At 66.7% G+C, this 21,203-nt stretch carries 23 protein-coding genes; 15 read left to right on the top strand and 8 right to left on the bottom strand.

Annotated features, from left to right (window positions below; all coding sequences use genetic code 11):
* Positions 1–116: 116 nt before the first annotated feature.
* From OEJ37_RS15505 to OEJ37_RS15490, 4 genes are all read left to right on the top strand, one after another.
* Positions 117–473: a Rap1a/Tai family immunity protein gene (locus OEJ37_RS15505; protein WP_011885036.1), complete on the top strand. Its 357-nt coding sequence runs from the start codon at positions 117–119 to the stop codon at positions 471–473.
* A 96-nt stretch (positions 474–569) separates the two neighbouring features.
* Positions 570–1,742, top strand: a complete 1,173-nt coding sequence (locus OEJ37_RS15500; protein WP_263344746.1) for a mechanosensitive ion channel family protein — start codon at positions 570–572, stop codon at positions 1,740–1,742.
* Between the two features lie 34 nt (positions 1,743–1,776).
* Positions 1,777–2,952 carry an AAA family ATPase gene (locus OEJ37_RS15495; protein ID WP_263344745.1) on the top strand — a complete coding sequence of 392 codons (1,176 nt, stop codon included), beginning with the start codon at positions 1,777–1,779 and terminating at the stop codon, positions 2,950–2,952.
* A gap of 281 nt (positions 2,953–3,233) precedes the next feature.
* Positions 3,234–4,298, top strand: a complete 1,065-nt coding sequence (locus OEJ37_RS15490) for a glycosyltransferase family 4 protein (protein WP_152857510.1) — start codon at positions 3,234–3,236, stop codon at positions 4,296–4,298.
* A gap of 76 nt (positions 4,299–4,374) precedes the next feature.
* Here OEJ37_RS15490 and OEJ37_RS15485 read toward each other — a convergent pair whose 3' ends face one another.
* From OEJ37_RS15485 to OEJ37_RS15475, 3 genes are all read right to left on the bottom strand, one after another.
* Entirely contained in the window at positions 4,375–4,962 is a 588-nt protein-coding gene (locus OEJ37_RS15485) for a YSC84-related protein (protein ID WP_174418990.1), read from the bottom strand.
* Between the two features lie 241 nt (positions 4,963–5,203).
* Positions 5,204–5,653: a hypothetical protein gene (locus tag OEJ37_RS15480; protein WP_174418991.1), complete on the bottom strand. Its 450-nt coding sequence runs from the start codon at positions 5,651–5,653 to the stop codon at positions 5,204–5,206.
* A gap of 329 nt (positions 5,654–5,982) precedes the next feature.
* The gene (locus OEJ37_RS15475; RefSeq protein WP_034181226.1) at positions 5,983–6,273 is read right to left on the bottom strand and encodes a PsiF family protein; all 291 of its coding nucleotides are present in this window, start codon (positions 6,271–6,273) and stop codon (positions 5,983–5,985) included.
* Between the two features lie 271 nt (positions 6,274–6,544).
* Here OEJ37_RS15475 and OEJ37_RS15470 point away from each other — a divergent pair, with 271 nt between their 5' ends.
* Positions 6,545–7,567 (top strand): asparaginase, encoded by a 1,023-nt coding sequence (locus tag OEJ37_RS15470; RefSeq protein WP_263344744.1) that lies wholly within the window; start codon positions 6,545–6,547, stop codon positions 7,565–7,567.
* Positions 7,568–7,663: 96 nt separating this feature from the next.
* On the opposite strand, the gene lysM is transcribed toward OEJ37_RS15470, so the two are convergent.
* The 4 genes from lysM to gcl all read right to left on the bottom strand — a co-directional run bounded on the left by lysM (position 7,664) and on the right by gcl (position 12,157).
* Positions 7,664–8,134 (bottom strand): peptidoglycan-binding protein LysM, encoded by a 471-nt coding sequence (gene lysM, locus OEJ37_RS15465; RefSeq protein ID WP_047900890.1) that lies wholly within the window; start codon positions 8,132–8,134, stop codon positions 7,664–7,666.
* 459 nt (positions 8,135–8,593) lie between these two features.
* Positions 8,594–9,487: a 2-hydroxy-3-oxopropionate reductase gene (locus OEJ37_RS15460; protein WP_263344743.1), complete on the bottom strand. Its 894-nt coding sequence runs from the start codon at positions 9,485–9,487 to the stop codon at positions 8,594–8,596.
* Between the two features lie 41 nt (positions 9,488–9,528).
* Entirely contained in the window at positions 9,529–10,338 is an 810-nt protein-coding gene (gene hyi / locus OEJ37_RS15455) for a hydroxypyruvate isomerase (RefSeq protein ID WP_263344741.1), read from the bottom strand.
* Positions 10,339–10,381: 43 nt separating this feature from the next.
* Complete coding sequence (gene gcl / locus OEJ37_RS15450) at positions 10,382–12,157, bottom strand: glyoxylate carboligase (RefSeq protein WP_174418995.1); 1,776 nt, start codon at positions 12,155–12,157, stop codon at positions 10,382–10,384.
* Positions 12,158–12,329: 172 nt separating this feature from the next.
* Between gcl and OEJ37_RS15445 the strand changes: the two genes are divergently transcribed.
* The 10 genes from OEJ37_RS15445 (at position 12,330) to OEJ37_RS15400 (ending at position 19,948) form a co-directional block, all read left to right on the top strand.
* Positions 12,330–13,241: a LysR family transcriptional regulator gene (locus tag OEJ37_RS15445; RefSeq protein ID WP_152857503.1), complete on the top strand. Its 912-nt coding sequence runs from the start codon at positions 12,330–12,332 to the stop codon at positions 13,239–13,241.
* A 177-nt stretch (positions 13,242–13,418) separates the two neighbouring features.
* Entirely contained in the window at positions 13,419–14,060 is a 642-nt protein-coding gene (locus OEJ37_RS15440; protein ID WP_174418997.1) for an RNA polymerase sigma factor, read from the top strand.
* Positions 14,050–14,931 carry an anti-sigma factor family protein gene (locus OEJ37_RS15435; protein WP_263344739.1) on the top strand — a complete coding sequence of 294 codons (882 nt, stop codon included), beginning with the start codon at positions 14,050–14,052 and terminating at the stop codon, positions 14,929–14,931. The genes OEJ37_RS15440 and OEJ37_RS15435 overlap by 11 nt, the downstream gene beginning before the upstream one ends.
* Positions 14,932–15,165: 234 nt before the next feature.
* Entirely contained in the window at positions 15,166–15,540 is a 375-nt protein-coding gene (rpsF, locus tag OEJ37_RS15430; protein WP_004193673.1) for a 30S ribosomal protein S6, read from the top strand.
* Between the two features lie 40 nt (positions 15,541–15,580).
* Complete coding sequence (priB, locus tag OEJ37_RS15425) at positions 15,581–15,880, top strand: primosomal replication protein N (protein WP_011657069.1); 300 nt, start codon at positions 15,581–15,583, stop codon at positions 15,878–15,880.
* A gap of 4 nt (positions 15,881–15,884) precedes the next feature.
* Positions 15,885–16,160, top strand: coding sequence for a 30S ribosomal protein S18 (gene rpsR / locus OEJ37_RS15420; protein ID WP_034181234.1), 276 nt, complete (start codon positions 15,885–15,887; stop codon positions 16,158–16,160).
* 27 nt (positions 16,161–16,187) lie between these two features.
* A complete protein-coding gene (gene rplI, locus OEJ37_RS15415) occupies positions 16,188–16,640 on the top strand; it encodes a 50S ribosomal protein L9 (RefSeq protein ID WP_152857501.1) in 453 nt (150 codons plus the stop codon).
* 139 nt (positions 16,641–16,779) lie between these two features.
* On the top strand, positions 16,780–18,162 hold the full coding sequence (locus tag OEJ37_RS15410; protein ID WP_072437193.1) for a replicative DNA helicase: 1,383 nt from the start codon (positions 16,780–16,782) through the stop codon (positions 18,160–18,162).
* Between the two features lie 138 nt (positions 18,163–18,300).
* Positions 18,301–18,927, top strand: a complete 627-nt coding sequence (locus tag OEJ37_RS15405) for a DUF47 domain-containing protein (protein ID WP_263344737.1) — start codon at positions 18,301–18,303, stop codon at positions 18,925–18,927.
* A 10-nt stretch (positions 18,928–18,937) separates the two neighbouring features.
* Complete coding sequence (locus OEJ37_RS15400) at positions 18,938–19,948, top strand: inorganic phosphate transporter (protein ID WP_047900879.1); 1,011 nt, start codon at positions 18,938–18,940, stop codon at positions 19,946–19,948.
* Positions 19,949–20,091: 143 nt separating this feature from the next.
* Here OEJ37_RS15400 and OEJ37_RS15395 read toward each other — a convergent pair whose 3' ends face one another.
* Positions 20,092–21,180, bottom strand: coding sequence for an NlpC/P60 family protein (locus tag OEJ37_RS15395; protein ID WP_263344735.1), 1,089 nt, complete (start codon positions 21,178–21,180; stop codon positions 20,092–20,094).
* Between the last annotated feature and the right edge of the window lie 23 nt (positions 21,181–21,203).

The raw sequence follows: 21,203 nt of genomic DNA, 5'->3' as shown, positions 1-21,203 counted from the left end.
CCGGCCAGCGCGGCGGTGCACGCCCGGCCGGACCGATTCCGGCCGGAGAAGGATGTCCGGCGTCGCGCCGGCCAACGCAGCAGGCGGTCTCGGGCCGCATTGACATAAGGAACACCATGTTGCGCGCAATGTTTTGTGCCGCGGCGTTTGCCGTGCCGTTGTCGGCGGCGGCTTTCACGGGCGCGGATCTCGACCGGCTGTGCGCGAAGACGGACGTCAAGTCGCGGGCGTCGTGCGCGGCCTACATCGAAGGCGCCGCCGACGGTGTCTACAACACCATCGACGCGATCGGCGGCACCACGGGGCCGCGTGTCGGCCAGTATTTCTGCCTGCCGCCCGACATCCGGGCGCAGCAGATGACCGATGCGGTGCGCAAGTACATCGCTGAAAATCCGAAGCTGGCCGACTACAACGCGAGCACCGCGGTGTCGCTCGGTCTCGGCAAGGCGTTTCCCTGCAGGGGCGGCAACTGATCTGACGCCGTGTCCGGGCGCGAGCGTTGCCCGGACGTTGCCGACGCATCCAGGACGAGGCGTGCGCGCCTCATAACCGAAGCATCCCGGGCGCCGATGATTTCAATCGAGGAACTGCAGCGCATCGCCGATGCGCCGCTGCATTCGTGGCTCGGCACGCTGGCCGTGTCGGTCATCGTCGTACTCGTCGTCACGATCGTGCACCGTCTCGGCGCACGCATCGTCAAGCGCATCGCGCAGCCGTATCCGCTGATGAGCGCGATCCTGCGCTACATCGACAAGCCGTCGCTCGTCGTGCTCGCGCTGCTGGCGCTCGAATTGCTGTGGGTCCAGGCCGACGACGGCATGTCGTTCGTGCGCGGCATGCGCACCGCGGCGGCGGTCGGCTCCATCGTGTCGCTCACGTGGCTGCTGGTGCGGCTCGCGGCGGGCGTCGGCGACGCGATCATCCAGGCGCATCCGCTCGATACGGCCGACAACCTCCAGGCGCGGCGCATCCATACGCAGGCCAAGGTGCTCGTGCGGACCGTGATGGTGCTGATCGTGATCATCGGCACCGGCGCCGCGCTGATGACGTTCCCGAATGTGCGCCAGGTGGGCGCGAGCCTGCTGGCGTCGGCCGGCGTCGCGGGCCTGGTCGCCGGTATTGCCGCGCGGCCGGTGCTCGGCAACCTGATTGCCGGGCTGCAGATCGCGCTTACGCAGCCGATCCGGCTCGATGACGTGGTCGTGATCCAGGGCGAGTGGGGGCGCATCGAGGAAATCACCGGTTCGTTCGTGTCGGTACGGTTGTGGGACCAGCGGCGCCTCGTCGTGCCGCTGCAGTGGATCATCGAGAACCCGTTCACGAACTGGACGCGCAACAGCGCGGAAATCATCGGCACGGTCTACCTGTCGGTCGACTACCGCACGCCGCTCGCGCCGCTGCGCGAGGAGCTCGCGCGGCTCGTCCACGCGGCGCCCGAGTGGGACGGCCGCGTGCAGGTGCTGCAGGTGACCGATGCGACGGAGCGCACGATGCAGTTGCGCGCGCTCGTCAGCGCGGCCGATTCGTCGTCGTGCTGGGATCTGCGCTGCCGCGTGCGCGAAGGGTTGATCGCATACCTGCAGGACCGCTATCCGCAATGCCTGCCGCGCAGCCGGATGGAACTGTATCCGCACGGCTCCGCGCCGGACGCGCCGAATCCCGAACGGTCGCACGCGCGGGCGCCTGCCGCCAGCACGGCGGCCAACACCGCAGCCGATCCGCAGGCCGTCGACGGCCGCTGAACGCGGCCCGCGTGCCTGCCCGCCATCCATCGCCATGACTGCACTGAACACGCTTGCTATCGCCAATTACCGCTCGCTGCGCGAGCTGATCGTGCCGCTCGCGGCGCTCAACGTCGTCACGGGGCCGAACGGCAGCGGCAAGTCGAGCGTGTACCGCGCGCTGCGGCTGCTCGCCGACACCGCGCAGGGCCGCGTGATCCCGTCGCTCGCCCGCGAGGGCGGCTTGCCGTCGACGCTGTGGGCCGGCCCCGAGCGTTTTTCGCGCGCGATGCTGAACGGCGACGAGCCGGTAACGGGCACGGTGCGCAAGGAGCCGGTGAGCCTGAAGCTCGGCTTCGCGTGCGACGATTTCGGTTATTCGATCGATCTCGGCCTGCCGGTCCGGAGCAACTCGCAGTTCGCGCTCGATCCGGTGGTCAAGCGCGAATGCATCTGGGGCGGCGCGCTGCCGCGCCCGTCGACGCTGCTGGTCGATCGGCAAGGGGCGCAGATCCGCGCACGCACCGCGTCGGGCGACTGGCGGACGATTCCGCAGCCGGTCGCGAGCTTCGACAGCATGATGACCGAGTTCGCCGATCCGACCGGCGCGCCCGAGATGATCGCGGTGCGCGAGCGGATCCGCTCGTGGCGCTTCTACGACCATTTCCGGACCGATGCGCAGGCACCGGCACGGCAGTCGAACATCGGCACCCATACGCCGGTGCTGGCGGACGACGGTGCGGACCTGGCCGCCGCGCTGCAGACCATCCGGGAAATCGGCGACGGCGCGGCACTCGATGCGGCGATCGACGATGCGTTTCCCGGCGCATCGGTCGAGATCGACAATCCGGGCGGCCGCGGCCGCTTCGACGTGCTGATGCGCCAGCCGGGGCTGCTGCGGCCGCTCGCGGCGGCCGAGCTGTCCGACGGCACGCTGCGCTTCCTGCTGCTCGCGGCCGCGCTGCTGACGCCGCGGCCGCCGGCGCTGATGGTGCTGAACGAACCGGAGACGAGCCTGCATCCCGATCTGCTGCCGGCGCTCGGCCGTCTGATCGCGCAGGCCGCGCGGCGCTCGCAGGTGCTGGTCGTGTCGCATGCGGCGCGGCTCATCGCGACGCTCGAGCGCGAGGCCGGCTGCGAATCGCTGGTGCTCGACAAACAACTCGGCGCGACCGCGCTCGTCGATGCGGACACGCGCGACCTGCCGGCATGGAAGTGGCCGTCGCGTTGACGGGCACGGCGGCATGCGCTTGGCCGCAATCGGCGCCCGGATCGGGTGTATGGTCCGACTGTGGTCGATGCGGTGCGATCGGGCCGGACCGGATGAATGTATCCTGTCTGTAACAACGCCCATAAAATGCAAGACAGGCGGTTCCGGGCATCGGGATCGCGAATAATGACGGGATATCCGGCTGGCGCCATGCCGGCCAGCGCTGCACGGGGCGGGGCGCGCGAACGACGCACACTCCCGCCAGCCGCGCAGTACGGGACAGGACACAGGAGACGTGGACCATGAGAATTGCCCAGATCGCCCCGCTGACCGAATCCGTGCCGCCGAAGCTGTACGGCGGCACGGAGCGCGTCGTGTCCTACATCACCGAGGCGCTCGTCGATCTCGGCCATGATGTGACGCTGTTCGCGAGCGGCGACTCGACGACACGGGCGAAGCTCGAGCCGGTCTGGCCGCGCGCGCTGCGGCTCGACACGTCGATCCGCGACCGCGTCGCGCCGCACATGCTGCTGATGGAGACGGTCGCGCGCCGCGCGAAGGACTTCGACGTGCTCCATTTCCACATGGACTACTACTCGTTCTCGGTCTTCAACCGGCAGGAAACGCCTTACGTGACGACGCTGCACGGCCGGCTCGACCTGCCGGAGCAGCAGCCGGTATTCGACACGTTCAACACGGCGCCGGTGATCTCGATCTCGAACTCGCAGCGCCAGCCGCTGCCACAGGCGAAATGGCTGACGACCGTCTACCACGGGTTGCCCGATACGCTGTACATGCCGCAGCCCGTCGAGCCGCGCTATCTCGCGTTCCTCGGCCGCATCTCGCCGGAGAAGCGCGTCGACACGGCGATCAGCATCGCACGCCAGTGCGGGCTGCCGATCCGGATCGCCGCGAAGATCGATGCGGCCGACCAGGAATATTTCGACCGCGAGATCAAGCCGCTCTTCGCGTTGCCGCACGTCGAATACATCGGCGAGATCGCCGATCACCAGAAGGCCGAATTCCTGTCGGGCGCACATGCGCTGCTGTTCCCGATCGACTGGCCGGAACCGTTCGGCCTCGTGATGATCGAGGCGATGTCGTGCGGCACGCCGGTGATCGCATTCAATCGCGGTGCGGTGCCCGAGGTGCTGGACGAGGGGGTGTCGGGTTTCATCGTCGAGGATGAAATCAGCGCGGTGGCCGCCGTGAACCGGCTGCACCTGCTGCCGCGTGCGCGCGTGCGGCGGCGATTCGAGGAGCGCTTCACGTCGCGCCGGATGGCGCAGCAGTATGTCGACGTCTACCAGTCGGTGATCCGCGCGCAGAAGCGCTCGCGCTTCAAGGTGATCGACTCGACGACCTGACGCAGGGCGCGGGCGGATAAAAAAACGGCGATGTCCGCGAGGACATCGCCGTTTGCGCACGGGCGGTGCGTGAGCGTCAGATCTTGAGCTTCGTGACCTTCGTGCCGTTGATCGACACGTCGCCCATCAGGCCCGCGTTCGTCAGCACGACGACCTGGACCGGTGCGGTGGCCGTGGTCGTGTCGATTGCGCCGTTCGCGCCCATCTTCACGAGCGCGACCGATGCGCCGGCGCCGGCCGCCCAGCCGTCCGAGCCGCGGAATTCGTCGAGCGCTTGCTGCGTCATGAACAGGAACACGATCGCCTTCGACTGCGCACCGGCTTGCAGGCCGACCGACAGCGACGACGTGTTGTAGTAGCCGACCGTGCTGCCGCCGACGCGCAGCGCGCCGTTGCCGGACTGGCCGCCGACGATGAAGCCGGCCTGGAGCACGTCAGGGAAGACCAGCACGCCGCGCGATTTCGCGACGAGTTCACGCGAACCCTTGACCGTGGAATACAGGCGCGACAGCGTCCCATCGACACTCGCGTCGATCGCCTGGCGCTTCGATGCGTTGGTCGCGGCGTTGTCCGGCTTGTCCGGGGTGGTGGTGCAACCGGTGAGCGCGAGGCTACCGACGATGAGCGCAGCGGCGGCTTTCAGCACAAGATTCCGTTTTTGCATCGTTCTTCTCCATCGGATGACGTTCGGAGTGAGTCTCGCTCAAGGAGCGGATCACGTCGGCAGTTATATCACAGCGGATTACAACTCCTTTTCGTTCGCGCATGAAAGAGCGTCAAATCGCGTTGGCGGTGTCGCGGCGCGCCAACGGACGGATCGGCGCACGCGCGCCGACGCGCCCCGCGCCGGGGCGGCATGCGCGGAACACGACGTAGATTGGACGGCGACGGCGCTTGCGGGCGTGTCAGTGTGTGACCGGCGGGACGGGCGGCTTGATCGGCGGGCGGCGCAGCGCGCGGCGGATCAGTGCGATCACGACGCCGCAGGCGAACAGGAACGCGGCCGGTACGACCCAGTAGCCGACGAATGCGTGCCACAGATAGCCCGCGAGCGTATTGCGGCGCACCACGTATTCGTCGCGAGCCGCCTGCTGGCGCGGCGCGTTGGTGGCGAGCACGTCGGCCGGGCAGCCGGCCGCGCGCGCCTCGTCAGGATCCCCGTGGCACTTCGTGGCGGCGCCGGCTGCCTGCTGCGCGTCGGTGAGCTGCCAGGTGGTCAGCGCGAGCTGCAGGTCTGCCTTGTTGTAGGCCATTTCCTCGCGGATCTCGCGCACGGCGACGATCGCGACGGGCACGGCCCAGAACACGATCACGATCAGCCAGCGGCGGAACCAGCGGTGTTGTCTCCATGCCATCCATGCCTCCGTTTGACGCGCGTGCGCGTCTGTCTCGAGGGCGGCCCGATGGCGCTTCTTGTACTTGGGTGGGCCGCGTTGCAGCCATCATAGAAGAAAACGCGGCGAATTGCCGCACCATGTGTCGGTGCCGGTACGGCGGGTCCGGAAAGCGGGGCGGGCGGAGGCGGACGGTCGAACGACGGCGGCGCAACGCGCGCGGCAGGTCGAGGTGCGAAACACGTGCGGCAGGCGCTTCAGGTGCGTACGCGTCGATGCGCATGCAACGAAAACAAAAATGCCGCGCCCGCAGAAGCGGTGCGCGGCATTCGAGGCGGGAGCGCCGGAACTCAGGCGGCCGGCTGGCTGCTCAGGCAGCTCTTCATGAACGCCTTGCGGTCGTCGCCCTTCTTGCCGGTTGCCTGCGTGTTGCAGGCCTTCATCTTTTCCTGCTGCGTCATCGCCTTCGCGGGCTTTGCCGACAGGCAGTCCTTCATGAACGCCTTGCGTTCGTCGCCCGTCTTGCCGGCTGCCTGGGTGTTGCAGGCCTTCATCTTGTCCTGCTGGCTGTTCGCCGCGAACGCGGGGGAAGCCAGCATGCCGCCGAGAAGCACTGCGGCTACGAGCGATTGGATTTTCATTTCGACACTCCCATGGGGTGAATTGCGTGTTATCGACGCCGTCACGAAGCACGTCGCGATGAGGATAGGGCCGCATCGCACCGCGCGCTCCGATTATGGCAAATCAATGTGAAAACACCTAAACGGCACTTCCTATAACGTTGGGGGCGCCACGGCCGTTGACGACGCGCGCCGCGGCGCGATCGGGACAAACCATGACATACGGCGGCCGGCATCGGCCATGGCGCCGGAACCTGCCGGATCCCGGCCTCGAGCCATTACAATCGCGGCCATGAATACTCCGAATCCCGCATCCCCTTCGTCCGCGGCGGCCCTGCCGCGCATCGCCGTGCTCGCCACCGGCGGCACGATCGCCGGTGCCGCGCCCGACGCGGCCAGCACGGCCGGCTACCAGGCCGGCGCGCTCGGCGTCAATTTCCTGGTCGACGCGGTGCCGGCGCTCGCGTCGGTCGCGCGCATCGACGCCGAGCAGATCGCCAGCATCGACAGCAAGGATCTCGCGCTGCCGCTGTGGAACACGCTCGCCGTGCGGATCGACGCGCTGATGGCCGATCCGGCGATCGACGGCATCGTGATCACGCACGGCACCGACACGCTCGAGGAAACCGCGTATGCGTTGCATCTGGTCGTGAAAGGCGACAAGCCGGTCGTGCTGACGGCCGCGATGCGGCCGGCGACCGCGCTGTCGTCCGACGGCCCGCTGAACCTGCTGAACGCGGTGACGGTGGCCGCGCATCCGGCCGCGCGCGGGCAGGGCGTGCTGGTCGCGTTCAACAACCGGATCCACGGCGCGCGCGACGTCGTGAAGACGAGCACCTATGCGGTCGACGCATTCCAGTCGCCGGAACTCGGCGCACTCGGCTGGGTGCAGGACGGCCGCGTCGAATTCGCGCGCCGCGTTACGCGTTCGCGCGATGCGCAACTGGCGATCGCCGGCGCGTGGCCGCCGGTCGAAGTCGTCACGAGCTACGCGGGCGTGACGCGCACGACCGTCGATGCGCTGGTGGCGGCTGGCGTGTGCGGGCTCGTCGTGGCCGGCACCGGCAACGGGTCGATCCATGCGACGCTGCAGGCGGCGCTCGCCGATGCGGTGAACGCGGGCGTTGCCGTGGTCCGTGCGTCGCGCGTCGGCTCCGGGCATGTGATGCGCAACGGCGCGGCCAACGACGATCTGCTCGGCTTCGTCAGCGCGGGCTCGCTGAATCCGTTCAAGGCGCGCGTGCTGCTGATGCTCGCGCTGGCGAACGGCATCCGGGCGCGCGACGAACTGCAGCGCGTATTCGATACGTTCTGACCGATGTCCGCCCGCCGCTCGTGCGGCGCGGCGTCGCCAAAGAAAAAGGCAGGCCCGATGGCCTGCCTTTTCCGTTTTTCGATCCTGCGCGAATGCTCAGGACTGCGGCGGAATCACGAGCTTCTGGCCCGGATAGATCTTGTCCGGGCTCGACAGCATCGGCTTGTTCGCTTCGAAAATCGCCGGGTACTTGTTCGCGTCGCCATACACTTCCTTGGCGATCGCCGACAGCGTGTCGCCCGGCTTCACGTCGTGGTACTGCACTTCTGGATCGTCCGGCTGCAGATCGTCGTCGTTGACGCCCGCGACGCCTTGCACGTTGCCGGCCGCGACCTTGACCTTGGCCTTCGTGTCGAGATCGGCGACGCTGCCCGACAGCGTGACGGTGCGCGATGCGCCGTCGAACGCGACCGTCAGGTTCGACGTGTCGAGACCCTGCGTGCTGATGTAGTTCTTGATCGCATCGGCCGCGGTCTGGTTCGCGGCATTCGGATCTTCCGCCGCTTGCGCGTCGGCATGACCCAGCAGTTTTTCACCCGCCTCTTTGATAAACGAAAGAAGACCCATCGCTGCACTCCTTAGGTGGTTGAAAAGAAAACGCGCCATGAAGTGGCGAAAAAAACACCGCGCTGGGCGCGTTCACCGGAGTGAACGCAAGCGCGGCGGTTTTCTCGAAAGGCGTGGCGAAAGTGTAGGCGTTCAGCGCGACGATTGCATGAAAAATCGCAAGCTTGAACGTAAAGAAATGTAATACGCGAAATCCGACAGGCGGACACCCGACGACGACGTCTGACCGACCAAGGCTTCCCCGGCGCCGCCGGGTGCCGCTGCGGACCCCACCACGCCGCTCTCAGCCCAGAGCGGCGTTTTTCGCCCCGTCGCGCATGCCGTTAGCGATGCGCGGCGGGGCGCCCCACCGTGATGCGCGAGTGCGTCGCGCATCGATGCGACCGGCCGCGGCCGGATCGCGCATGTTCTTCGCGCGTGTCCGCCATTGCAGCGGAACCGCGCGTTTTTGCGTCCGCGTTACGCGGCCGGCGTCTGGCCGATCTCGAAGTTCGACATGATCTCGAGCGCGCGCACGAGTGCCGAGTGATCCCATCCCTTGCCGCCGTGCGACGCGCACACGCTGAACAGTTGCTGCGCGCTCGCGGTATGCGGCAGTGCGAGGCCGAGCTTGCGTGCGCCGTCGAGCGCGAGGTTCAGGTCCTTCTGGTGCAGCTCGATGCGGAAGCCCGGATCGAACGTGCGCTTCGTCATCCGCGCGCCATGCACTTCGAGGATGCGCGATGCGGCGAAGCCGCCCATCAGTGCCTGGCGAACGCGCTCCGGATCGGCGCCCGAGCGTGCGGCGAACAGCAATGCTTCGCCGACGGCTTCGATGTTCAGCGCGACGATGATCTGGTTCGCGACCTTGCAGGTCTGGCCCGCACCGTTGTCGCCGACGAGCGTGATGTTCTTGCCCATCTTTTCGAACAGCGGCTTGGCGCGCTCGAATGCCTGTTCAGGGCCGCCGACCATGATCGTCAGCGTCGCTTCGCGTGCGCCGACTTCGCCGCCGGACACCGGCGCGTCGAGGTAGTCGCAGCCGAGCGCGTTGATCTGCTTCGCGAATTCCTGCGTGTCGAGCGGCGAGATCGAGCTCATGTCGATCACGAGCTTGCCGGCCGTCAGCCCCTTCGCGACGCCGTCGTCGGCGAACAGCACGTTACGCACGTCGGGCGTGTCCGGCACCATCGAGATGATGATGTCCGCGTTCTGCGCGACTTCGGTCGAGTTCGCGACGACCTTGGCGCTCGCGCGCAGGTCGTCCGGGATCGGGAACGCACCGTTCACGACGAGCTGATGATCGCCCTTGAGCAGGTTGCGCGCCATGTGCGCGCCCATGATGCCGAGGCCGATGAATCCGATGGTTGCCATGTGAAAGTCTCCTAGAGGGGCGAAAGCGGGAAGGGCGGATCTCAGGCGGCGCGGCGCGCCGAGCCCGGTGCGCAGCCGGCGACGCTTTGCAGCCAGCCGAGCCCTTCCGTCGTGGTGGTGCGGGGCTTGTATTCGCAGCCGACGTAGCCGGTATAGCCGAGCCGGTCGAGCAGTGCGAACAGGAACGCGTAGTTGATCTCGCCCGTGCCCGGCTCGTTACGGCCCGGGTTGTCCGCGAGCTGGACGTGGCCGATCGACGCGAGGTTGCGTTCGATCGTCGCGGCCAGTTCGCCTTCCATGCGCTGCATGTGATAGATGTCGTACTGCAGGAACAGGTTGTCCGAGCCGACCGCGCGGATCACGTCGAGCCCTTCGGACGAGCGGTTCAGCGCGAAGCCCGGGATGTCGAAGCGGTTGCACGGCTCGACGAGCAGGCGGATGCCTTCGCGCTTCAGCGCGTCGGCGGCAAAGCGCAGGTTGTCGACGATCGTGACGAACGTCTTGTCGCGCGCCGTGCTGGCCGACGGGATGCCGACGAGGCAGTTCAGTTGCGGTACCTTCAGCGCCTTCGCGTAGTCGATCGCACGGCCGACACCTTCCTGGAACTCGCCGACGCGATCGGGCAGGCACGCGATGCCGCGCTCGCCCTGGTCCCAGTTGCCGGCGGGCAGGTTGTGCAGCACGAGGCGCAGGCGGTGCGTCTCGAGCCGCTCGGCGAGTTCCTCTTTCGCGTACGGATACGGGAACAGGAACTCGACGGCGTCGAAGCCCGCGTCCGCTGCCGCCTTGAAGCGGTCGAGGAACGGCACTTCGTTGAACAGCATGGTCAGGTTTGCAGCAAACTTCGGCATGAGCTAAGCCTCTTCGGTCGGTCAGTCAAAAATGTCCTGCGGATCAGTCGAGCATCGAGATGGCGGTCGGTGCGTGCTCGGCCTTTTCGGCGAGATCCTCGAATTCGTTGATCGCGTCGATTTCGGTGCCCATCGAGATGTTCGTCACGCGCTCGAGGATCACTTCGACGACCACCGGCACGCTGAACTCTTCCGCGAGCGTCTGCGCCTGCCGCAGCGCCGGCTCGATCTCTTCCGGCTTGAACACGCGCAAAGCCTTGCAGCCGAGGCCTTCGGCAACAGCCACGTGGTCGACGCCATAGCCGTTCAGTTCCGGGGCGTTCACGTTGTCGAACGCGAGCTGCACGCAGTAGTCCATGTCGAACGCACGCTGCGCCTGGCGGATCAGCCCGAGGTACGAGTTGTTCACGACGACGTGCACGTACGGCAGCTTGAATTGCGCGCCGGCCGCCAGTTCCTCGATCATGAACTGGAAGTCGTAGTCGCCGGACAGCGCGACGATCGGGCGGCTCGGATCGGCCGCACGCACGCCGAGTGCGGCGGGGATCGTCCAGCCGAGCGGGCCGGCCTGGCCGCAGTTGATCCAGTTGCGTGCCTTGAACACGTGCAGGAACTGCGCCGCGGCGATCTGCGACAGGCCGATCGTGCTGACGTAGCACGTATCGCGGCCGAACACCTTGTTCATCTCTTCGTACACGCGCTGCGGCTTGACCGGCACGTTGTCGAAGTGCGTCTTGCGCTGCAGCGTGCGCTTGCGTTCCTGGCATTCCGCGACCCATGCGCCGCGGTCCTTCAGCTTGCCGGCCGCCTTCCATTCCTGCGCGACGGCGACGAACAGTTCCAGCGCGGCCTTGGCGTCCGACACGATGCCGAGATCCGGGCCGAACACGCGGCCGATCTGCGTCGGCTCGATGTCGACGTGCACGAACTTGCGGCCCTTCGTGTAGACCTCGACGCTGCCCGTGTGACGGTTGGCCCAGCGGTTGCCGATGCCGAGCACGAAGTCGGATGCGAGCATCGTCGCGTTGCCGTAGCGGTGCGACGTCTGCAGGCCGACCATGCCGGCCATCAGCGGGTGATCGTCCGGAATCGCGCCCCACGACATCAGCGTCGGGATGACCGGCACGCCGACCGTTTCGGCGAACCGGACGAGCAGGTCTTCGGCCGCTGCGTTGAGCACGCCGCCGCCCGACACGATCAGCGGCTTGTCCGCATCGTTGAGCATCGCGAGCGCCTTCTCGATCTGCGCGCGGGTGGCCGCGGGCTTGTAGACCGGCAGCGGTTCATACGTGTCGATGTCGAACTCGATCTCGGCGAGCTGCACGTCGATCGGCAGGTCGACGAGCACCGGGCCCGGACGGCCCGAGCGCATCAGGTGGAACGCCTGCTGGAACACGCGCGGCACGAGCGCCGGCTCGCGCACGGTGACGGCCCACTTGGTGACCGGTTTCGCGATGGATTCGATGTCGACGGCCTGGAAGTCCTCCTTGTACAGGCGCGCACGCGGTGCCTGGCCGGTGATCGCGAGGATCGGAATCGAGTCGGCCGATGCGGAGTACAGGCCCGTGATCATGTCGGTGCCGGCGGGCCCCGACGTGCCGATGCACACGCCGATGTTGCCCGGCGCGGCACGCGTGAAGCCTTCGGCCATGTGCGAGGCGCCCTCGACGTGGCGGGCCAGCACGTGGCTGATGCCACCCGACTTGCGCATCGCAGAGTAGAACGGGTTGATGGCCGCACCCGGCACACCGAACGCGGTCTGGATGCCTTCCTTCTCGAGCACGAGTACGGCTGCGTCGACGGCTCTCATCTTGGCCATGAATGTCTCCTTGAATGTGGCGGATCGTGCGAATGGGTCTGTTGGAAACACTTTAGGGACGCAGGAAAGGTTTGATAAGATCAGCTGGAGTCGCTTATTTCGAAACTAAAAGTATGGAATGACGACCGGACGGGGTTTCCAGCCGGTGTCGGAACAGAGACGGAGACGGCAGATGGATCGCTTCAAGCAGATCGAGACGTTCGTGCGGGTTGCCGATGCCGGCAGCCTCGCGGCGGCGGCGCTCGAGGAGGGCGTGTCGCCGGTGGTGCTCGGGCGGCGCATCGACGCGCTCGAGAAGCGCCTCGGCGTGAAGTTGATGTACCGCTCGACACGGCGGCTGGTGGTCAGCGAGGACGGCGCCGCGTTCCTCGAGCGCTGCCGCGGGCTGCTGTCCGAATGGGACCAGGCGGAGAACGAGCTGGCCGCCGGGCGGCGCGCGGTCAGCGGGCACCTGATCGTGTCCGCGCCGGCAGCGTTCGGGCGCAAGCACGTCGCGCCGCACGCGCCGGGCTTCCTGGCCGACAAGCCCGAGATGCAGCTGTCGTTCAACCTGACCGACCGTGTCGTCGATCTCGTGCGCGAAGGCTATGACCTGTCGATCCGGATCGGGGGCGCCGTCGATCCGAACTTTGTCGCGGTGAAGCTCGCGTCGAACCGGCGCGTCGTGTGCGGCACGCCCGACTATTTCCGCCGGCACGGCCGGCCGAAGTCGCTCGACGACCTGCTGAAGCACAACTGCCTCGCGTTCAACCTGCAGGGCGGGCAGAACCGCGGCTGGTATTTCCAGCGCCACGGCAAGATCGCGACGATGCGCGTCGCGGGCAATCTCGACTGCAACGACGGCGAGTTGCTGCACCGCTGGGTGGCCGAAGGCCTCGGGCTCGGCTGGCGCTCGACGTGGGAAATCGCCGCGCAACTCGAAACGGGCGAGCTCGAGACCGTGCTCGACGAGTATGCGCTGCCCGACTACGACATCCTCGCGGTCTACCCGCAACAGCGCTACGTGCCGGCGCGCGTGCGCTATTTCATCGACTACCTGCGCGACGCGTACGCGCGCCCCGGCTACTGGAGCACCACGCCGTAACGGCGGCGGGCGGCCCGGCCACAGGGCTGACCATGGATTTTTTACGCTTCATGTGCGTTGCACGGGAATAAACTCGACGCAGCGACGGTAAGGTCATCGAGCGCGCACGTTGCCGGTCTGTCCGGGCGCCATGCGCGGAACGGGCGCGGTTTCGGCCGCCGGGACCAGGGAGGCCATGTGGGGCAAGCCGGACAGGCGGTCGATGAGCGGGCGGAGGGCGATGCGATAGCGCGCGGCGAGCGGTTTCGTACCCTCGTGCTGCCGCATCTCGACGCCGCGTACAACCTCGCGCGCTGGCTGAGCGGCAACGCCAGCGATGCGGACGACGTTGTCCAGGACGCGTGCATGCGCGCGCTGCGCTTCGTCGATTCGTGTCGCGGCGACAACGCGCGGCCGTGGCTGCTGACGATCGTGCGCCACACCTGGTACACCGAGTGGCGGCGCCGTACGCACGCGCACGAGGTCGCGCTGCCCGACACGCTCGACGACACCGACGTTCCCGACGACTGGCAGCCGGCGACCGAGGATCCGCTCGCGCAGTTGCTGCGCGGCGAGAACGTGCGGCTCGTGAATGCGGCGCTCGCGAAGCTGCCGCCCGAATACCGCGAGGTGCTCGTGCTGCGCGAGATGGAGGACCTGAGTTACCGCGAGATCGCGGCGATCGCGGACGTGCCGGTCGGCACGGTGATGTCGCGGCTCGCGCGCGGCCGTCGCAGGCTCGCCGTGCTGCTGGGCGGCGAGCCCGAGCCGGCGGCCAAAGGCAGGCCGGGCCGTACGCCGGCAGGCGGAACCGCATCGGAGGCTATCGATGGACTGTAACGAAGCGCGAGCGTTGCTGGACGCGGACGTCGACCGCGAGCTGTCGGCGCCCGATGCGTTGCGGGTCCAGCAGCATGTCGAAGGGTGCGACGCGTGCCGCCGCGATCGCGCGCGGATCGTTACGCTGGTGCAGGCCGTGCGGCAGGCCGACTATCACCGCGCGCCGGAGGCGCTGCGGGCGAGTATCCTCGCGAGCCTGCCGGCAGCGGGGGACGGGCGGGCCCGTGGGCCATCCCGGGCGGAACCCGAGCCGCGATCGCAGCCGCGGCCGCGCGGCCGTCGCTGGTTCTCCTGGCTGGGTGGCGGCGTATCGGCACGCCCGGCGCCGGCTGGCCCGGGGCCGCGCGTCGCCGTGCTGCCCGGGCTCGGCTGGGGCGTCGCGCTGCTGGTGGCGCTTGCCGCGGCGGCCGGGATGGCGCTGTCCGCGCACCACGCCGACACTGACCGCACGGTCGACGAACTCGTCTCGAGTCACGTGCGGGCCGACCTGTCTGCGCGCGACATCGACGTGATCTCGACCGACCGGCATACGGTCAAGCCTTGGTTCAACGGCAGGCTCGACTATGCGCCGCCGGTCGAGGATCTCGCGGCGAGCGGTTTCGCGCTGGTCGGCGGCCGGCTCGACTACGTCGGGCGGCGCCGCGTCGCGGTGCTTGTCTACCGTTACCGGCAGCACGTGATCGACGTCTACGTGCGGCCGGCGGGTGAAGGGCCGGCGGCCCCGTACTCGACCGTGTCGCAGGGCTATGCGCTCGACCGCTGGGACGCGGCCGGGATGACGTGGTGGGCCGTGACCGACGCGGAGCCGTCGGCGCTCGCGGCGTTCAGGACGGCGCTCGACGCGCGGCTCGCCGGCACGCGCAGCGAGTGACGGCGCGCCGGGCCGCGGGCCCGGCGCGCTTGTATTCCGACCCCGGTCGCAAAAAGCCGACGCGTGGCCGCTTGCACCGGCCTGGCCTTTCAAGTCTTTGAAAACACGGCCGAATCCAGCCGCGAATCGTCGAACGGCCTTGCATGCGCCCCGTATCCGGGTTAGAATCTTCGGCTTCTCACTTGCCACACCGGTTCAGACGCCCGGGTGGCTTTAATCCACAAGGAGTGTGTAATGCGTCATTACGAAATCGTATTCATCGTGCACCCCGATCAAAGCGAGCAAGTGCCCGCGATGATCGAGCGTTACAAGTCCACGATCACGTCGCACGGCGGCCAGATCCACCGTGTCGAAGACTGGGGCCGTCGCCAACTGGCCTACATGATCGAGAAACTCGCGAAGGCTCACTACGTCTGCATGAACATCGAGTGCGACCAGACGACGCTCGACGAACTCGAACACGCGTTCAAGTTCAACGACGCCGTGCTGCGTCACCTCATCGTCAAGATGAAGAAGGCCGAAACCGGCCCGTCGCCGATGATGAAGGAAGTTCAGCGCGAAGAAGCCAAGAAGGCGGCTGCAGCTCAGCCGACCGAAGCGCAGGCTTAAGTTCGTCATTCATTAAGCCATCAAGGAGCGCGCCACTCACGTGAACAGGTTGCAATTGACGGCGAGCGTCGTCGAACGCGCACCGGTGCGATATACGCCGGCAGGTGTTCCGATCGCAAGCGCCACATTGCATCACCGCACGGAAGTCGTCGAAGCAGGCATTCCCCGTCAGGTCGAAATGACGATCGAGGCGGTGGCGGCCGGTGAGGCGAGCGGCAGGCTGGAAAGCCGTGAAATGGGCGTCGAGACGCTGTTCACGGGCTTCCTGGCAAAGAAAAGCCGCAACGCGAGAACCTTGGTGTTTCACATCACTGCATTGCAGGACATTGGAAAGGACTGAAATCATGGCCCGCCCGACTGGTAAAAAATTCGACAAGCGTCGTCAGCAACAAAACCCGCTCTTCAAGCGCAAGAAGTTCTGCCGTTTCACGGCCGCCGGCGTCGATCAGATCGACTACAAGGACACGGAAACGCTGAAGGACTTCATCGGCGAAAACGGCAAGATCACGCCGGCTCGCCTGACGGGTACGAAGTCGCACTATCAGCGTCAGCTCGACACGGCAATCAAGCGTGCGCGTTTCCTCGCGCTGCTGCCGTACACCGATCAGCACAAGGCGTAACTCGGCGACGCCATAAGGAGAATTCGAATGCAAATCATTCTGTTGGAAAAAGTCGCCAATCTGGGCAACCTCGGCGACATCGTCAAGGTCAAGGACGGTTACGCTCGCAACTTCCTGATCCCGAACCGCAAGGCTCGCCGTGCAACGAAGGAAGCGATCGCCGAATTCGAAGTGCGCCGCGCTGAACTCGAAAAGATCGCCGCTGAAAAGCTGGCAGCGTCGCAGGCAGTCGGCGAGAAGCTGAACGGCCAGGCGTTCGAAATCACGCAGAAGTCGGGCGTTGACGGCCGTCTGTTCGGCTCGGTCACGAACGGCGACGTCGCGGAACTGCTGAAGAAGGCAGGTTTCGAAGTCGAGAAGCTGCAAGTTCGCATGCCGGAAGGCCCGCTGAAGATGATCGGCGAGCACAGCGTCCAGGTCGCACTGCACACGGACGTCGTCGTCGACGTCACGGTCAACGTGATCGGCGACCACGCGTAAGCGTATGCAAGCTTTCCGGGCGGCCTCCGCTGTCCGGACAAGGGCAGGCGCCCGGGCAACCGGGGCCTGCCTTTTTTATTGCCGCATCACTGGCGGCCGGTATGGCGTCGTCCTGTGTAATTCGCGATAATCCCAACCCATGAACGCGCCGCAAGATCCTCAAATCGAATCGCTGAAAGTCCCGCCGCATTCGGTCGAAGCCGAGCAGTCGGTGCTCGGCGGCCTGTTGCTCGACAACGCGGCATGGGACCGGATTGCCGACTTCCTGTCGCAGGGCGATTTCTATCGCTACGACCACCGGATCATCTACGAGCACATCGGCCGGCTGATCGCGTCGACGCGCCCGGCCGACGTCGTCACCGTGTACGAAGCGATGACCACGTCCGGCAAGGCCGACGACGTCGGCGGGCTCGCGTACCTGAACGCACTCGCGCAGAACACGCCGAGCGCGGCGAACATCCGCCGCTACGCGGAAATCGTGCGCGACCGTGCGGTGCTGCGCCGGCTCGTGTCGGTCGCCGACGAAATCTCGGCCGACGCGTTCAATCCGCAGGGCAAGGAAGTCCGCCAGCTGCTCGACGAAGCCGAGTCGAAGGTGTTCTCGATCGCCGAAGAGGGGGCGCGCGGCAACCAGGGCTTCCTCGAGATCGGCCCGCTGCTCACACAGGTCGTCGAGCGCATCGACACGCTGTACCACACCGCGAACCCGAGCGACGTCACCGGTACGCCGACGGGCTTCGTCGACCTCGACCGGATGACCTCCGGGATGCACGGCGGCGAACTGATCATCGTGGCGGGGCGCCCGTCGATGGGTAAGACCGCCTTCTCGATGAACATCGGCGAGTACGTCGCGGTCGAGTACGGGCTGCCGGTCGCGGTGTTCTCGATGGAAATGCCGGGCACCCAGCTCGTGATGCGTATGCTCGGCTCGATCGGCCGGCTTGACCAGCACCGGATGCGTACGGGCCGCCTGACGGACGAGGACTGGCCGAAACTCACGCACGCGGTGCAGAAGATGAGCGAGGCGCAAATCTTCATCGACGAGACGGGCGGCCTGAACCCGATGGAATTGCGCTCGCGCGCGCGGCGTCTCTCGCGGCAATGCGGCAAGCTCGGCCTGATCATCGTCGACTACCTGCAGCTGATGTCGGGTTCGTCGCAGGGCGAGAACCGCGCGACCGAAATCTCGGAAATCTCGCGATCGCTGAAGAGCCTCGCGAAGGAACTCGACGTGCCGGTGATTGCGCTGTCGCAGCTGAACCGCGGCCTCGAACAGCGTCCGAACAAGCGTCCGGTGATGTCCGATTTGCGCGAATCGGGCGCAATCGAACAGGACGCGGACGTGATCCTGTTCATTTACCGCGACGAAGTCTACAACCCGGACAGCCCGGACAAGGGCACGGCCGAGATCATCATCGGCAAGCAGCGTAACGGCCCGATCGGTCCCGTTCGGCTCACGTTCCTGGGTCAATACACGAAGTTCGACAACTTTGCAGGGGCGCAGAACTTCTACGGCGAGTAACGCCGGATGTAAACTCTTATTTCGCCAAGCGTTGTATCCAATCCCGCCGTGCGCATATGCGCGCGGCGCGGCGCGATCGGAAACGGTACAATGTCGCCCGTTTTCGTGACAGTAGTTTGACAATCTCTCAGGAATCCCATGTTCGGTCGATTCATGCCCACCGAGGGCAAGTTCTTTGAACTCTTCAACGCGCACGCGAAGCACATCGTTGCCGGCGGACGCGAACTCGAACTGCTGATCGACAATCTCGCCGACGCCGAGATTCACAAGCAAAACGTGCAGACGGCCGAGAAGGCCGCCGACAAGCTCACGCACGAAGCGATCGATCTGCTGCACAAGACTTTCATCACGCCGCTCGATCGCGACGAGATCCACAAGCTGATCACGACGATGGACGACATCCTCGACCTGATGGAAGACGTCGCGACGGCCGTGTCGCTGTACGACGTGCAGGCCGTCACGTCCGAGGCGAGCCAGCTCGCGCACATCGTCACGCGGTCGGCCCAGCACGTGCAGCAGGCGGTCGGGATGCTGTCCGACATGAAGCAGTCGGCGCAGATCCTCAAGCAGTGCGAGGAGATCGACCGCTGGGAGTCGGAGGCCGATCGCGTGCTGCGCGCCGCGATGTCGAAGCTGTTCCGCGAAGAAGACGACGTGAAGACGCTCATCAAGCTGAAGGCGATCTACGAGCTGCTCGAAGAGATCACCGACAAGTGCGAGGACGTCGCGAACATCATCGAAGGCATCGTGCTGGAAAACGCCTGAGCGGACCACGATGCATTCGATACAACTCGCCCTATGGATGGTCGCGACGCTGGTGCTCGTCGCGCTCGTATTCGACTTCATGAACGGCTTCCACGACGCGGCGAACTCGATCGCCACCGTCGTGTCCACCGGGGTGCTGAAACCCCAGCAGGCCGTGGTGTTCGCGGCGGCGTTCAACGTCATCGCGTATTTCATCTTCCACCTGAAAGTCGCGCAGACCGTCGGTAGAGGCACGATCGATCCCGAGATCGTCGACCACTATGTCGTGTTCGGCGCGCTGGTCGGTGCGATCGGCTGGAACGTGATCACTTGGTACTACGGGATCCCGTCGAGCTCGTCGCACGCGCTGATCGGCGGCCTCGTCGGCTCGGCGCTTGCGAAGTCGGGCTGGAGCTCGCTGAACATCGACGGGCTGATGAAGACCGTCGCGTTCATCTTCATTTCGCCGCTGCTCGGTTTCATCCTCGGTTCGCTGTTCATGCTCGGCGTGTCGTGGCTGTATTTCCGTACCGCGCCCAGCAAGGTCGACCGGCGGTTCCGCAGGCTCCAGCTGCTGTCGGCCGGCCTGTACAGCTTGGGCCACGGCGGCAACGACGCGCAGAAGACGATCGGCATCATCTGGATGCTGCTGATCGCGTCGGGCTATGCGTCGGCGACGTCCGATGCGCCGCCCGCGTGGGTGATCGGCGCGTGCTACCTGTCGATGGGCCTCGGCACGCTGTTCGGTGGCTGGCGCATCGTGCGCACGATGGGCCAGAAGATCACGAAGCTCAAGCCGGTCGGCGGTTTCTGTGCCGAAAGCGGCGGCGCGATCACGCTGTTCATCGCGTCGTTCCTCGGCATCCCCGTATCGACCACGCATACGATCACCGGCGCGATCGTCGGCGTCGGCGCGACGCAGAAGCTGTCGGCCGTGCGCTGGGGCGTCGCCGGCAACATCGTGTGGGCGTGGGTGCTGACGATTCCGGCGTCCGCGCTGATCGCAGCCGGCGGATGGTGGCTCGGACACCGGATCTTCTGATCGGCAACACCGCCGGTTCGACATGAAATGCGCCGCAGGCCGAAAGGCTGCGGCGCATTTTCTTTGGAGGCGAGGAAGTTTGCGACGAACGGCGGGGCTGCGACGGATGCCGGCGAGGTTACCGTCGAGGTTCGAGCAACGGGTCAGTAACTCCCGTTCGCGAACCGGGCAATCGGATCGTCCGCGGTGCCGGTGCGCGGGCTGACGGGCGAGGATTGCGTCGACGCACGCAGCACCTGCACGGGCGCGGGGTCGGTGTCGCGCGACGCCGTCGCGGCTGCTGCGGGCGGCGGTTCCGCATCGAATGCGGCGGCTTGGGCGGCGGTCAGTGCCGTCGTCGGAATCTGCGCGCCGACTTCCGCCGGGCCGGCCGACGCTGCATTCGCGGTCATCGCGGTCGGGCCGCCATCGCCGTTCGCCGACGTTGCCTGTTGCCGGGCTGCCTGCACGCGCGGCGGCGGCGGTTCGTACGGATCGGCGGACGCGGCCGCAGGCGCAACCGCGGCGGTCGTCACGGCCCGCGCAGCCGGCATGACCGGAGCGGGCGACTGCGTCGCTCCGGCTTGCGACGAAGCATAGGCAGGCGGCCGCGGCGCGGCGGCAGTCATGACGGGGGCGGGCGCAACCGCCGGCGGGTTGCGCGGCTCGTCGCGCTTCGCTTCGTAGGTCGGCGCATCGAACGGCGTGGGCGTCGCGCGTGGTGGCGCGACGCGGCGAATGCCGTCGAAACGCTTGGCCCAGTATGGGTTCGTCAGGTAGTCGAGCCGCACGGTGCCGCCCGTCGACGGTGCGTTGACGAAGCGCAGCTTGCCGACATAGATGCCGACGTGCGAATGCGGCCGCCCGGTCGTATTGAAGAAGATCAGGTCGCCCGGCGCGATCTGGTCGGGGTCGATCGATACGCCGCGGCCGCTCATGTCGGCGGTCGTGCGCGGCAGGTTCACGTCGGCCGCGCGGCCGATCACGTAGCGCACGAGCCCGCTGCAGTCGAAGCCGCTCGTCGGCGTATTGCCGCCCCAGCGATACGGGACGCCGACAAGGCTCATCGCCTGGATCGAAATCTCTTCCTGGCCGACGCTGTGATCGACGAATTTCGGGAAATTGGCAGGGGCCGGGAATGCGCGCGGCGTCGTGATCTTCATTCCCGGCTCACGCGATGCCGACTGCGGCGGCAGGCTGGAGCAGGCCGCAAGCAGCGAAACGACGGCGACGGGAACACAGATTCGAAGCATGGCAAGGCGGGCGAACGCGGCGC

This window comes from Burkholderia sp. BKH01 (genome assembly GCF_025685725.1).
Classification (GTDB): domain Bacteria; phylum Pseudomonadota; class Gammaproteobacteria; order Burkholderiales; family Burkholderiaceae; genus Burkholderia; species Burkholderia pyrrocinia_C.
This window is presented reverse-complemented; position numbering and strand designations above follow the sequence as displayed.